Genomic DNA, 12,792 nt, shown 5'->3' on the forward strand with positions numbered 1-12,792 from the left:
AAAAAGCCCCTTTCACCATCCGGTGACAGGGGCTTTCTCATGAGGCTCTTCCAGGAGGCGGGGGTTAGTCGATGTACTCGAACAGCTTGACGATCTTCTGCACGCCGCCGACGCCTTGCACCAGGTTGGTGGCGCGCGTCGCTTCCTGTTGAGTAACCAGGCCCATCAGGTAGACGATACCGTTTTCGGTGATCACCTTGATGCGTGAGCCGGGGATGGTGTTGTCGGTGAGCATCTGGGTCTTGATCTTGCTGGTCAGCCAGGTGTCGTTGCTGCGTGCAGCGAAAGAGGAGGGCTGCAGAATCTGCAGTTCGTTGTTCACTTTCTTCACGCGCTGGACGCTGGAAGCGGCCTGTTCGGCCTTGGCCTTCAGGTCTTCGCGCGGGGTCTGGCCAGCGAGCAGGACGATACCGTTGTAGCTGCTCACCACGACGTGCGAGGCAGCGTCCAGGTCCGGATCAGCCTTGGCGACGTTCACCGCGACCTTGGTTTCGATCACTGAGTCATCGATCTTGCTACCCAGGGTGCGTGTGCCCTGGTCGTCATTGATTGGACCATCACGGGTCGCGGTCAGCACCGAGCTGCAGCCGCTGAGGCCCAGGCACAGAGTCAAAGCCAGCAGGCTAAGGCGATTAACGGTCATTCTTCACTCCCGAACAGTTGGCTGTCGATCAGATCGCACAGGCAGTGGATCGCCAGCAAGTGGACTTCCTGGATACGTGCGGTGACGTTGCAGGGAACGCGGATCTCCACGTCCTCAGGCAGCAGCAGCGAGGCCATGCCGCCGCCATCACGTCCCGTCAAAGCTACGACAACCATTTCGCGATCATGTGCGGCCTGGATCGCTTGAATAATGTTGGCCGAGTTGCCACTGGTGGAGATGGCCAGCAGGACATCGCCGGGTTGGCCGAGTGCGCGGATCTGCTTGGAGAAGACTTCGTTGTAGCTGTAGTCGTTGGCAATCGAGGTGATGGTCGAGCTGTCGGTGGTCAAGGCGATGGCCGGCAGGCTCGGTCGCTCGCGTTCGAAACGGTTGAGCAGCTCCGAGGAGAAATGCTGGGCGTCGCCTGCCGAGCCACCGTTGCCACAGGAGAGCATTTTGCCTTCGTTGAGCAGGGCATTGACCATGATCTGGCTGGCTTGCTCGATGTGAGGTGCAAGAACGTCCATCGCCTGTTGCTTGGTGTCGATACTGGCCTGGAAAAGCTGGCGAATTCGGGATTGCATGTCCATCAATGTAGGTGACCTTAAGTGGGGCGGTTGCCTGGCTCGAATACTGTCCGGGTTCTCCCGGAACTGTCCGGCACAAGTCATGTGCGGCCCGCAAAGCAAAGAGCAAAATCGGTGAATGAAAGTAACCGGGTCGACAGTCTGGTTCAGCTGTCGAAGGCATTCCGTAGCCAGTTCAGCCGGGGCGCCGAGTCGAGTGCGCCGTCTATGGCGATCACGTCGAAACGGCAGGGGCTATTGGCCCAGCGCGACTCGCGCTGCAGAAAAAACTGCGCCGCGAATATCAGTTTCTTGCGCTTGCGGGCATCGATACTGCCCGCAGCGCCACCCCATTGGGTATTTTTTCTATAACGAACTTCGACGAATACTACTGTATCGCCGTCGAGCATGACCAGATCAAGCTCGCCGCGTTTACATAACCAGTTCTGTGCCAGCAGGCGTAGCCCCTGTTGTTCAAGGTGCCGGAGCGCGAGGCTCTCGGCATCCTTGCCATTCTCCAGGTGCGAGCCTTGCGGCATCAGCGTGGTGTATCCGGCAGGCGCTGGACCTGGCCGCTGACGAACTGGGCCCATGGCAACTGGCGCTCGATACGTTGTCCCTGGTCTATGCCCAGGCTGCCGGAGAGACCGTCGATACGGCTGTCCGGCAGGGCCTTGAGTTGGCCCAGGCGTGGTGCCAGGCGATAGGCGTCGACGCCCATGGCGTACAGGCGGCCCAGGCTGCCGGCGGCCTGTGGCCACTGGGCGGTCACCTGCTGGCGCAGCGGATCGTTGGCATCCAGCAGCCATGGGGTTTCGCAGAAGCGAATACCGTTCATGTCGTTGTACTGGTTGATATCGCCGGTTGCGCTGAACACGTGCGAAGTCGCGTAGACCGGCACGTCGCCGGCGTACTGGAAGTTCAGGGTCGGCTTGATCTGCTGGGCCTGCTGCGGTGTTGCCGCGAGGAACAGGAATTCGATGTCCTGGCGGCGGGATGGTTGTGCGGAAACCTGGCCGCCAACGGTGCTTTGCAGGCTCTTCGCGCGACCTTCGCTCTGGCGCAGCTGGAACAGGTCGGCAATCTGCTGGGCGAGGGCTACCGGCTGGTCGACACGCTCGACGCCGATCACGGTGCCGCCATTGGCTTCCCAATCCTGGCGGAACGCTTTCAGTACGCGGTCACCCCATTCGCCTTTCGGCACCATCGCAGCGGCACGATGCAGGCCGTCGGCGCGAGCGCGACGGGAGACTTCCCGGGCTTCGTCTTCGGCGGCGAGGCCGAACTGGAACAGTTGTGGCGGGTTTTGTGCGCTTTCGCTGTAGTTCAGTGCCAAGGTGGTGATCGGCAGTTGTGGGCGGGCGCTCAGTTGTTTGACCAGGGGTTTTTCCAGTGGGCCGATGACCAGTTGCACGCCGGCGGCCTGGGCCTTGCGATAGAAGTCGTCGAGGGAGGTCAGGCGCGAGCTGTCGTAGAACTCGATGGCAGGCGGCTTCTGGCCAGCCTGTTGGGCCTGGTAGTGGGCAGCCATGAAACCTTCGCGCAGTGCCTTGCCGACAGAGGCCAACTGGCCTTCATTAGGCAGCAGCACGGCGATCTTGTTCAGGGGTTGGCTAGCCAGTTCCTTGAGCTTCACCAGTGCCTGCGGCAGTTGCTGGGCAGCAGGATGCTTGGGGTTCTGCGCGCGCCAGGTATCGATTGCGGCCTGTTGCTGTTCCAAGGTGCCGGAGGTCTTCACTGCCAGGGCCAGGCTGAGCCAGCCGCTGAGGTCGTCGCTACCGGCAGGTTGCAGTTGATCGGTCGGCAGGGCGGCAATCAGCGCCCAGATTGCCTCGTGGTTGGCACGGGCAGCGTCGCCACTGAGCAGCGGGGCGATGAAGATACGCTCGCGGGCGGCGGCGAGGGTCTGGCCGTCGGCTTCGAGGGCGCGAGCGCGGACGGTCTGGGTGCGGACCTGTTGGTCCACCGGCAGTTCGCCCAGGTGTTCGAGGCTCGGGTGGTTCAGGGCGGCCAGGGCTGCCTTGGGCTGGTTGCGGGTCATCGCCAGTTCGGCGGCCAGCGTGCTGGCAAATACCTGTTGGCCCGGCTTGAGCTGGTCCAGCGGCACCTGGGCAAGAATCTGCGAGGCGCGACCGCTGTCCTTCTGGCGGTAGGCCAGGTCGGCAGCGGTCAGGCGCAGCAGGGCGGCCTGGTCCGGCGTCTTGCTGGAAGAGGCCTGTTCGAGCAACTGCTCGATGCTGGCATTCGGGGTCCGTGGAAGTTCGCCAAGGCTGGACGAGGGCGAGCTGGCGCAGGCCGCCAACAGGGCAGCGAGGCAGAGGGCAGAGAACAGCCGCAGGCAAGCGATCATGTAAGTGTTCCTGATACTCGATCAAATTAGCGTGGAATTGTACCCAAGCACTGGCCGGGGCGCGATGTCGCTGGCGTGAAACCGTTAAATTAGGTCGTACAAGGCGTGTCAGCGGCCCCGGAATTTCCCGTTGGGCGGGTCCGTCTCGCCGTCGTGGAGCATATCGGCAGGGCTTCTACGCGCTACAATGGGTTTTTCGTTCTTCTTGAGGTATGCGCTTTGACTGCTCCAGGTGCTTTGAATTCCGCGATGGGCTCGCTTTATGTGGTGGCGACGCCCATCGGCAACCTGGATGACATCAGTGCGCGGGCCATGAAGGTGTTGCGCGATGTGGCGCTGATCGCGGCGGAGGACACCCGTCATTCGTTGCGGCTTTTGCAACACTTCGGTATCACCACGCCTCTGGCTGCCTGTCATGAGCATAACGAGCGTGACGAGGGCAGCCGGTTTATTGCCAAGCTGCTGGCGGGCGAGGATGTGGCATTGATCTCCGATGCCGGTACGCCGCTGATTTCCGATCCGGGCTATCACCTGGTGCGCCAGGCGCGTGCCGCGGGTATCAAGGTGGTGCCGGTGCCTGGTGCCTGTGCGCTGATCGCGGCATTGTCGGCTGCGGGCCTGCCATCCGACCGCTTCATTTTCGAGGGGTTCCTGCCGGCCAAGGCCGTAGGGCGTCGTTCGCGCCTGGAATTGTTGCGAGAAGAGCCGCGAACACTGATTTTCTATGAGGCGCCGCATCGGATTCTCGAATGCCTGCAGGATATGGAGGCGGTGTTCGGTGCAGAGCGTCCGGCCCTGCTGGCGCGTGAACTGACCAAGACCTTCGAGACGCTCAAGGGCCTGCCATTGGCCGAGCTGCGCAGCTTCGTCGAAGCCGATGCCAATCAGCAGCGCGGAGAGTGCGTTGTGCTGGTTGCCGGCTGGAGTGCCCCGGAAAACGATGATGCGGTCGGGGCCGAGGCCATGCGTGTTCTCGATCTGCTGCTCAAGGAGATGCCGCTCAAGCGGGCGGCGGCGCTGGCCGCAGAGATTACCGGCGTACGCAAGAACCTGCTGTATCAGCTGGCCTTGGAGAAACAGAAAAACGACTGACGGTTTTTTCGTGAGCCGGTTCTGTTGTTTATGTCGGATCAGTCTGAGTTGTCCAGCCTTGTCCCGGCATATCGGGGCGATGGCGGCTATAAAGCTTGTCCTTCTGGCCATGTGCCGGTAACCTGCGCGGCGGAGAGTCGATTGGACAGTCGCTGCCCTCTATGAAAATTAGAGGGGGGAGGAAAGTCCGGGCTCCATAGGGCGGAGTGCCAGGTAATGCCTGGGGGGCGTGAGCCTACGGAAAGTGCCACAGAAAATAACCGCCTAAGCACTTCGGTGCCGGTAAGGGTGAAAAGGTGCGGTAAGAGCGCACCGCACGTCTGGTAACAGTTCGTGGCTAGGTAAACCCCACTCGGAGCAAGACCAAATAGGGTTCCAAGGCGTGGCCCGCGCTGGAACCGGGTAGGTTGCTAAAGATGTCCAGTGATGGCCATCGTAGAGGAATGACTGTCCTCGACAGAACCCGGCTTACAGATCGACTCTCCACCTCCTTTCCCTCCCTGCCTGCAATCGCTGGCAGAAGCGCATTTGTAATACCGAAAAAATCTTACTCTTAACAAAACACTTTAACTTCTGACCTCAAGTTTCTGAGGTGCATGGAGTTTGTTCCATAGAAACCTCTCCAAATTCTCGCAAAGTCTCCTTTTACGCTCCTAAATCTCCGTTCTGTAAGGGTTTTCCTTAAGACCGCGCCTTGACGGTGTGGTGGGCGCATTCCTATAGTGTGCGCAAGTGGAGGAAAGTGGCATGAAGTGGGTTTTTTGGACGTAAAACGCTAATATTTGGAGAAACGCAGCTGTGTTTCGTGGAGCCAACGCAATCAGCCTCGATGCCAAGGGCCGTCTCGCCATGCCGAGTCGGTACCGTGACGAGCTCGATTCGCGTAGTTCCGGACAGTTGATCGTGACCATTGATGCGGTCGATCCCTGCTTATGTGTGTACCCGCTCGATGAGTGGGAACTGATTGAAACCAAGTTGCGTGCGTTGCCGTCGTTGCGGGAAGAGAACCGCCGTCTGCAGCGTTTGCTGATTGGTAATGCCGTCGATCTCGAACTCGATGGCAGCGGCCGTTTCCTGGTGCCGCCGCGCCTTCGCGAATACGCGAAGCTCGATAAGCGGGCGATGCTGGTGGGCCAATTGAACAAATTTCAACTGTGGGACGAGGACGCCTGGAATGCTGTTGCTGCAGCGGACCTGGCGGCCATTCAACAACCGGGCGCGATGCCTGATGAACTGCGTGATCTGATCCTGTGACTATTGATAGCGGCTTTAACCACATCACCGTACTGCTGGACGAGGCTGTCGAGGCTCTCGCCGTACGCCCTGATGGCTGCTATCTGGATGGCACCTTCGGTCGGGGCGGGCATAGCCGTCTGATACTCAGCCGGCTCGGACCCGATGGCCGACTGCTCGGTTTCGACAAGGATCCACAGGCGATTGCCACCGGGCAAGCGCTAGCGGCCGAAGACGGCCGCTTTGTCGTTGTGCAGCGCAGCTTTGCCGAGCTGGGTGCCGAGGTCGTCGAACGGCAGATGGCGGGCAAGGTCAACGGTGTCCTGCTCGACCTGGGCGTGTCCTCGCCGCAGTTGGATGATCCGGAACGCGGTTTCAGCTTCATGAACGATGGTCCGCTGGACATGCGCATGGACCCTTCGCGCGGCATCAGTGCCGCCGAGTTCATCGCCACCGCGCCAGTGGAGGAGATTGCCCGCGTCTTCAAGGAATATGGCGAGGAGCGTTTTGCTGGCCGCATGGCCCGCGCCGTGGTTGAGCGTCGGGAGATCAAGCCTTTCGAGCGCACCGCCGACCTGGCCGAAGTATTGAAGGTTGCCAACCCGGCCTGGGAAAAAGGCAAGAATCCGGCAACTCGGGCATTCCAGGGCCTGCGCATTCACGTCAACAACGAACTGGGCGATCTTGAGGCCGGCCTTGAGGCGGCACTGGACGCGCTCGAGGTGGGCGGTCGCCTGGTGGTGATCAGCTTCCACTCCCTGGAAGACCGCATCGTCAAATTGTTCATGCGTCGCCTGGTCAAGGGCGAGGAAGACAACCTGCCGCGCAACCTGCCGGTCCGCCACCAGGCGTTCGAACCGCGTATCAAGGTGCACGGCAAGGCCCAGTTCGCCTCCGAGGCGGAACTCAAGGCCAACCCGCGCGCCCGTAGCGCGGTCATGCGTGTCGCGGAGAAGTTGCGGTGAGCAAGCTCTACGCCAAGCCACTTCCGGGCGGAAGCTTTTTCATGTTCCTGCTGTTTGTCGCCGTGCTGGTATCCGCCATCGGCGTGTCTTATAGCGCGCACTGGAATCGTCAACTGCTCAACTCGCTGTACAACGAACTCAGCGTGCGTGACAAGGCCCAGGCCGAATGGGGCCGGCTGATTCTTGAGCAGAGCACCTGGACTGCCCATAGCCGTATCGAGGTGCTGGCCACCGAACAACTGAAGATGCGGATTCCAAGCCCATCCGAAGTAAGGATGGTGGCGCCATGATGAAGCTCGAGGGCGCACTCTATCCGTGGCGTTTTCGTGTGGTGCTCGGCGCACTGGCGATCATGGTCGGCTATATCGGCTGGAAAATCGTCGACCTGCAAGTGATCGACCGAGACTTCCTGATTGGCCAGGGCGATGCACGCAGCATGCGTCACATTCCGATTCCGGCACACCGTGGCCTGATTACCGATCGTAATGGCGAGCCACTGGCCGTCAGTACGCCGGTGACCACCCTGTGGGCCAACGCCAAGGAAATGCAGTTTGCCAAGGACCGCTGGCCAGCCCTGGCCCAGGCACTGGGGCAGGACCCCAAGCAACTGGCCGAGCGCCTGGAGCAACAGGCCAACAAGGAATTCATCTACCTGGTCCGCGGCCTGACGCCGGAGCAGGGCCAGGCCGTTCTCGATCTCAAGGTTCCCGGTGTCTACGGCATTGAGGAGTTTCGGCGTTTTTATCCGGCCGGTGAAGTGGCGGCCCACATGGTCGGCTTTACCGACATCGACGACCATGGTCGCGAGGGTGTGGAACTGGCCTACGATGAGTGGCTGGCCGGGGTACCCGGCAAGCGACAAGTGATCAAGGACCGGCGTGGCCGACTTATCAAGGATGTCCAGGTAACCAAGAACGCCAAGGCCGGTAAGCCCTTGGCGTTGTCGATTGACCTGCGCCTGCAATACCTGGCCAACCGCGAACTGCGCAACGCCCTGGTGGAGAACGGCGCCAAGGCTGGCAGCCTGGTGATCATGGACGTGAAGACCGGCGAGATCCTCGCCATGGTCAACCAGCCGACCTACAACCCGAACAACCGTCGCAACCTGCAGCCGGCGATGATGCGTAACCGTGCGATGATCGACGTGTTCGAGCCGGGTTCGACCATGAAGCCGATCTCCATGAGTGCTGCCCTGGAAACCGGGCGCTGGAAACCCAGCGACACGGTCGAGGTGTATCCCGGTACCTTGCAGTTGGGCAAGTACACTATTCGTGACGTATCCAAGACCGAAGGCCCGGTACTCGACCTGACTGGCATCCTGATCAACTCCAGTAACGTCGGCATGAGCAAGGTGGCCTTCGATATCGGTGGCGAGGCGATTTTCCGCGTCATGCAGAAAGTCGGTCTCGGCCAGGATACCGGTCTCGGTTTCCCCGGCGAGCGTGTCGGCAACCTGCCGAACTACCGTGAGTGGCGCAAGGCCGAGACCGCGACCCTGTCCTATGGCTACGGCCTGTCGGTGACGGCCATCCAGTTGGTACACGCGTTCTCGGCGCTGGCCAACAACGGCAGGATCGTGCCGCTGACCCTGATCAAGACCGACAAGATGCCCGAGGGCACCCAGGTCATCCCGGAAAAGGTCGCCAAGACCATGCAGGGCATGCTCGAACAGGTGATCGAGGCGCCGCGCGGCGTCTGGCGCGCCAAGGTTCCGGCCTACCATGTCGCCGGCAAGTCCGGTACCGCCCGCAAGACCTCGGTTGGCACCAAGGGTTATGCCGAAAACTCCTATCGCTCGCTGTTTGCCGGTTTCGGCCCTATGAGCGACCCGCGCTACGCCATCGTGGTGGTGATCGACGAGCCGAGCAAGGCCGGTTACTTCGGTGGCCTGGTCTCGGCGCCGGTCTTCAGCAAGGTCATGTCCGGCACGCTGCGGCTGATGAACGTCAGCCCGGATGACCTGTCGAGTATTCCGCAGCAGCAAGCCATCGCCGCTCCGGAACCTGTAAAAGGAGGGCGTGGCTAATGTCCCTGAGCCTGAACAAGATTTTCCCGCACGCTGGCCGCGATCTGTTGATTCGTGAACTGGCGCTCGACAGCCGCAAGGTGCGCGCCGGTGACCTGTTCCTGGCGGTGCCGGGTGGCAAGGTCGACGGCCGCAACCACATCGCCGATGCCCTGCAACGGGGTGCGGCGGCGGTGGCCTATGAGGCTGAAGGCGCTACCGTGCTGCCCATCACCGATGTGCCGCTGATTCCGGTCAAGGGGCTCGCGGCGCAGTTGTCGGAGATCGCCGGGCGTTTCTATGGCGAGCCAAGCCGGCAGATGAACCTGGTGGGTGTCACTGGTACCAATGGCAAGACCAGTGTCAGCCAACTGATAGCCCAGGCATTGGACCTGCTCGGCCAGCACTGCGGCATTCTCGGCACCTTGGGTAGCGGTTTCCATGGCAGCCTGGGCGGCGGGACGCTCACCACGCCGGACCCGATCGCCGTACAGGCGACCCTGGCGGACCTGAAAAACGCCGGCGCCAAGGCGGTGGCCATGGAAGTTTCTTCCCATGGCCTGGATCAGGGCCGGGTCAGTGCACTGGCGTTCGATGTGGCGGTCTTGACCAACCTGACCCGTGACCATCTCGATTATCACGGTACCATGGAAGCCTATGGTGCGGCCAAGGCCAAGCTGTTCGACTGGGCCAACCTGCGTTGCCGGGTGCTCAACCTCGACGATGATTTTGGCCGGCAACTGGCGGATCGCGAGCATGCGTCGCGGCTGATCACTTACAGTCTGCAGGACAACAGCGCCTACCTGTATTGCCGTGACGCGCAGTTCAGCGACGAAGGCGTGCGCGCCATCCTGGTCACCCCGCAGGGCGAACACCACCTGCGCAGCACCCTGCTCGGTCGTTTCAACCTGAGCAACGTGCTGGCTGCGGTCGGCGCCTTGCTGGGACTGGATTACGCCCTGGATGAAATTCTCCGGGTCTTGCCGCAACTGGAAGGCCCGGCCGGTCGCATGCAACGCCTGGGTGGTGGTACGCGCCCGCTGGTGGTGGTCGACTATGCCCACACGCCGGATGCCTTGGAAAAAGTCCTGCTGGCGCTGCGTCCGCATGCCAAGGGGCAGCTGCTTTGCCTGTTCGGCTGTGGCGGCGACCGTGATCGTGGCAAGCGCCCGTTGATGGCCGGTTTGGCCGAGCGCCTGGCCGATGGTGTGCTGGTCACCGACGACAATCCGCGTACCGAAGATCCCCAGCAGATCTTCGATGACATTCGCCCCGGCTTTGCCAACCCCGATACCGTGCGTTTCGTCGCCGGTCGTGGCCTGGCTATTGCCGAGTTCATCGCTGCAGCCGGTGCTGACGATGTGCTCGTCCTGGCTGGCAAGGGGCACGAGGACTACCAGGAGATCAACGGCGAGCGCCACGCCTTCTCCGACCTGGTCGAGGCCGCCAAGGCCCTGGATGCCTGGGAGGCTGCCAATGCTTGAGTCGATGAAGTTGAGCGCGGTGGCCAATGCCTTGTCCGGCCGCCTGGTTGCGTCCGATGCCAGTTTCTCCGGAGTGAGCATCGACAGCCGTTCGATCCAGCCAGGCCAACTGTTCATTGCCCTGACGGGGCCACGTTTCGATGGCCATGACTATCTGGACGATGTTGCGGCCAAGGGTGCCGTTGCGGCGCTGGTGGAGCGTGAAGTCGCCGAGAGCCCATTGCCCCAGTTGGTGGTTCGCGACACCCGTCTGGCCCTGGGTCAGTTGGGCGCCTTGAATCGCGCGCTGTTCAACCAGCCAGTAGCGGCGATTACCGGCTCCAGTGGCAAGACCACGGTCAAGGAGATGCTGGCGAGCATCCTGCGTACCCGCGGGCTGGTGCTGGCGACCCGTGGCAACCTGAACAACGACCTGGGTGTGCCGTTGACCCTGCTCGAGTTGGCGCCGGAGCACAGTGCCGCCGTTATCGAGCTGGGTGCTTCGCGCATTGGCGAGATTGCCTATACCGTCGCGATGACCAGGCCGCATGTGGCGATACTGAACAACGCCGGAACCGCCCACGTCGGCGAGTTCGGTGGTCCCGATAAGATTGTCGAGGCCAAGGGCGAGATCATTGAAGGGTTGCAGGCCGATGGCACCGCCGTGCTCAATCTGGATGACAAGGCTTTCCCGATCTGGAAAACCCGTGCCGGTGCACGCAAGGTCCTGAGCTTCGCCTTGTATAATGACAGCGCCGATTTCCACGCTGGCGCGGTTTCCCGCGATCCGCGCGGCTGCCCGCAGTTCGAGTTGCACGGTCTTGAGGGTTCGGCGCCTGTCCAACTGAACCTGCTGGGCACCCACAACGTTGCCAATGCCCTGGCTGCGGCGGCTGCGGCTTATGCCCTGGGCGTGTCGCTGCCGGGCATCGTCGCCGGGCTGGAAGCGGTCCAGCCGGTCAAGGGCCGTACCGTTGCGCAGTTGGCAATCAACGGTATTCGCGTAATCGACGATACCTACAACGCAAACCCCACCTCAATGTGCGCCGCCGTTGATATACTCGCCGACTTTTCCGGCCGCACCGTCCTGGTGCTCGGAGATATCGGCGAGTTGGGCGAGTGGGCGGAGCAAGGGCATCGTGAAGTAGGGGCTTACGCCTCAGGCAAGGTTTCCGCGCTGTATGCGGTGGGACCGATGATGGCCCACGCCGTCGACGCATTTGGCCAGCACGCTCGTCATTTCGCCACCCAGGCTGATCTGATCGAGGCGCTTGGCGCCGAGCAAGACACCAACACCACCATTTTGATCAAGGGTTCGCGCAGCGCGGCGATGGAAAACATCGTGGTGGCCTTGTGCGGGCCTGCGCCTCATATCAAGGGAGAGACGCATTAATGCTGCTGCTGCTAGCGGAGTACCTGCAACAGTTCTACAAAGGCTTCGCGGTCTTCCAGTACCTGACCCTGCGCGGGATTCTCGGGGTGCTGACCGCGTTGTCTCTGTCGCTGTTCCTGGGCCCGTGGATGATTCGTACCTTGCAGAACCTGCAAATCGGCCAGGCAGTTCGCAACGACGGCCCGCAATCGCACCTCTCCAAGTCCGGCACGCCGACCATGGGCGGTGCGCTGATCCTGTCGTCCATTGGCGTCAGTACCCTGCTGTGGGCGGACCTGCATAACCGTTACGTCTGGGTGGTGCTGTTGGTGACCCTGCTGTTCGGCGCCATCGGTTGGGTCGACGACTATCGCAAGGTGATCGAGAAGAACTCCCGCGGGCTGCCAAGCCGCTGGAAGTATTTCTGGCAGTCGGTGTTTGGCCTGGGCGCGGCGATCTTCCTGTTCATGACCGCACAGACCCCGGTGGAAACCACCCTGATCGTGCCGATGCTCAAGGACGTCAGCATTCCCCTGGGCGTGGGCTTCGTGATCCTGACCTACTTTGTGATCGTCGGTTCGAGCAACGCGGTCAACCTGACCGATGGCCTCGACGGCCTGGCGATCATGCCGACGGTGATGGTCGGCGGCGCGCTGGGCATCTTCTGCTACCTGTCGGGTAACGTGAAGTTCGCCGAATACCTGTTGATTCCCTATGTACCGGGCGCTGGCGAGCTGATCGTGTTCTGCGGCGCGCTGATCGGTGCCGGCCTGGGCTTCCTCTGGTTCAACACCTATCCGGCCCAGGTCTTCATGGGCGACGTCGGCGCACTGGCGCTCGGCGCTGCCCTGGGCACCATCGCGGTGATCGTTCGCCAGGAAATCGTGCTGTTCATCATGGGCGGCGTGTTCGTCATGGAAACCCTGTCGGTGGTCATCCAGGTTGCCTCCTTCAAGATGACCGGGCGCCGGGTGTTCCGCATGGCCCCCATTCACCACCACTTTGAACTCAAGGGCTGGCCCGAGCCACGCGTGATCGTCCGTTTCTGGATCATTACCGTGATTCTGGTGCTGATCGGCCTTGCCACCCTGAAGCTGAGGTAG

The 12,792-nt window shown here is 61.7% G+C and carries 12 protein-coding genes and 1 other RNA gene; 9 read left to right on the forward strand and 4 right to left on the reverse strand.

Annotated features, from left to right (window positions below):
* Positions 1-64: 64 nt before the first annotated feature.
* The 4 genes from AC6I6U_RS09325 to AC6I6U_RS09340 form a co-directional block, all read right to left on the reverse strand.
* Entirely contained in the window at positions 65-643 is a 579-nt protein-coding gene (locus AC6I6U_RS09325) for a BON domain-containing protein (RefSeq protein ID WP_497881669.1), read from the reverse strand.
* The gene (locus tag AC6I6U_RS09330; protein ID WP_497881670.1) at positions 640-1,233 is read right to left on the reverse strand and encodes a phosphoheptose isomerase; all 594 of its coding nucleotides are present in this window, start codon (positions 1,231-1,233) and stop codon (positions 640-642) included. Before AC6I6U_RS09330 ends, AC6I6U_RS09325 begins: the two co-directional genes overlap by 4 nt.
* 143 nt (positions 1,234-1,376) lie before the next feature.
* The gene (locus AC6I6U_RS09335) at positions 1,377-1,748 is read right to left on the reverse strand and encodes a YraN family protein (RefSeq protein WP_497881671.1); all 372 of its coding nucleotides are present in this window, start codon (positions 1,746-1,748) and stop codon (positions 1,377-1,379) included.
* Positions 1,748-3,559 (reverse strand): penicillin-binding protein activator, encoded by a 1,812-nt coding sequence (locus AC6I6U_RS09340; protein WP_497881672.1) that lies wholly within the window; start codon positions 3,557-3,559, stop codon positions 1,748-1,750. Before AC6I6U_RS09340 ends, AC6I6U_RS09335 begins: the two co-directional genes overlap by 1 nt.
* 249 nt (positions 3,560-3,808) lie before the next feature.
* Here AC6I6U_RS09340 and rsmI point away from each other — a divergent pair, with 249 nt between their 5' ends.
* The 9 genes from rsmI (at position 3,809) to mraY (ending at position 12,792) form a co-directional block, all read left to right on the forward strand.
* Positions 3,809-4,651 (forward strand): 16S rRNA (cytidine(1402)-2'-O)-methyltransferase, encoded by an 843-nt coding sequence (gene rsmI / locus AC6I6U_RS09345; protein ID WP_497881673.1) that lies wholly within the window; start codon positions 3,809-3,811, stop codon positions 4,649-4,651.
* A gap of 133 nt (positions 4,652-4,784) precedes the next feature.
* Positions 4,785-5,138, forward strand: an RNA gene (gene rnpB, locus AC6I6U_RS09350) — RNase P RNA component class A.
* A 311-nt stretch (positions 5,139-5,449) separates the two neighbouring features.
* Positions 5,450-5,905, forward strand: coding sequence for a division/cell wall cluster transcriptional repressor MraZ (mraZ, locus tag AC6I6U_RS09355; RefSeq protein ID WP_054059869.1), 456 nt, complete (start codon positions 5,450-5,452; stop codon positions 5,903-5,905).
* Positions 5,902-6,849 carry a 16S rRNA (cytosine(1402)-N(4))-methyltransferase RsmH gene (rsmH, locus tag AC6I6U_RS09360; RefSeq protein ID WP_497881674.1) on the forward strand — a complete coding sequence of 316 codons (948 nt, stop codon included), beginning with the start codon at positions 5,902-5,904 and terminating at the stop codon, positions 6,847-6,849. Before mraZ ends, rsmH begins: the two co-directional genes overlap by 4 nt.
* Positions 6,846-7,139: a cell division protein FtsL gene (ftsL, locus tag AC6I6U_RS09365; protein WP_497881675.1), complete on the forward strand. Its 294-nt coding sequence runs from the start codon at positions 6,846-6,848 to the stop codon at positions 7,137-7,139. Before rsmH ends, ftsL begins: the two co-directional genes overlap by 4 nt.
* Positions 7,139-8,875 carry a peptidoglycan D,D-transpeptidase FtsI family protein gene (locus AC6I6U_RS09370; protein ID WP_497883010.1) on the forward strand — a complete coding sequence of 579 codons (1,737 nt, stop codon included), beginning with the start codon at positions 7,139-7,141 and terminating at the stop codon, positions 8,873-8,875. The genes ftsL and AC6I6U_RS09370 overlap by 1 nt, the downstream gene beginning before the upstream one ends.
* On the forward strand, positions 8,875-10,338 hold the full coding sequence (locus AC6I6U_RS09375) for a UDP-N-acetylmuramoyl-L-alanyl-D-glutamate--2,6-diaminopimelate ligase (protein WP_497881676.1): 1,464 nt from the start codon (positions 8,875-8,877) through the stop codon (positions 10,336-10,338). Before AC6I6U_RS09370 ends, AC6I6U_RS09375 begins: the two co-directional genes overlap by 1 nt.
* Positions 10,331-11,710, forward strand: coding sequence for a UDP-N-acetylmuramoyl-tripeptide--D-alanyl-D-alanine ligase (locus AC6I6U_RS09380; protein WP_497881677.1), 1,380 nt, complete (start codon positions 10,331-10,333; stop codon positions 11,708-11,710). Before AC6I6U_RS09375 ends, AC6I6U_RS09380 begins: the two co-directional genes overlap by 8 nt.
* Positions 11,710-12,792, forward strand: coding sequence for a phospho-N-acetylmuramoyl-pentapeptide-transferase (mraY, locus tag AC6I6U_RS09385; RefSeq protein WP_017904839.1), 1,083 nt, complete (start codon positions 11,710-11,712; stop codon positions 12,790-12,792). The genes AC6I6U_RS09380 and mraY overlap by 1 nt, the downstream gene beginning before the upstream one ends.

The sequence above is a fragment of the Pseudomonas sp. UTLPPB19802 genome, assembly GCF_059730225.1.

Coding starts and splice junctions, on each gene's coding strand:
- rsmI (WP_497881673.1), top strand. CDS start 3,809: ATGGGCTCGCTTTATGTGGTGGCGACGCCCATCGGCAACCTGGATGAC.
- AC6I6U_RS09370 (WP_497883010.1), top strand. CDS start 7,139: ATGAAGCTCGAGGGCGCACTCTATCCGTGGCGTTTTCGTGTGGTGCTC.
- AC6I6U_RS09340 (WP_497881672.1), bottom strand. CDS start 3,559: ATGATCGCTTGCCTGCGGCTGTTCTCTGCCCTCTGCCTCGCTGCCCTG.
- AC6I6U_RS09330 (WP_497881670.1), bottom strand. CDS start 1,233: ATGGACATGCAATCCCGAATTCGCCAGCTTTTCCAGGCCAGTATCGAC.
- AC6I6U_RS09380 (WP_497881677.1), top strand. CDS start 10,331: ATGCTTGAGTCGATGAAGTTGAGCGCGGTGGCCAATGCCTTGTCCGGC.
- AC6I6U_RS09375 (WP_497881676.1), top strand. CDS start 8,875: ATGTCCCTGAGCCTGAACAAGATTTTCCCGCACGCTGGCCGCGATCTG.
- AC6I6U_RS09335 (WP_497881671.1), bottom strand. CDS start 1,748: ATGCCGCAAGGCTCGCACCTGGAGAATGGCAAGGATGCCGAGAGCCTC.
- mraY (WP_017904839.1), top strand. CDS start 11,710: ATGCTGCTGCTGCTAGCGGAGTACCTGCAACAGTTCTACAAAGGCTTC.
- AC6I6U_RS09325 (WP_497881669.1), bottom strand. CDS start 643: ATGACCGTTAATCGCCTTAGCCTGCTGGCTTTGACTCTGTGCCTGGGC.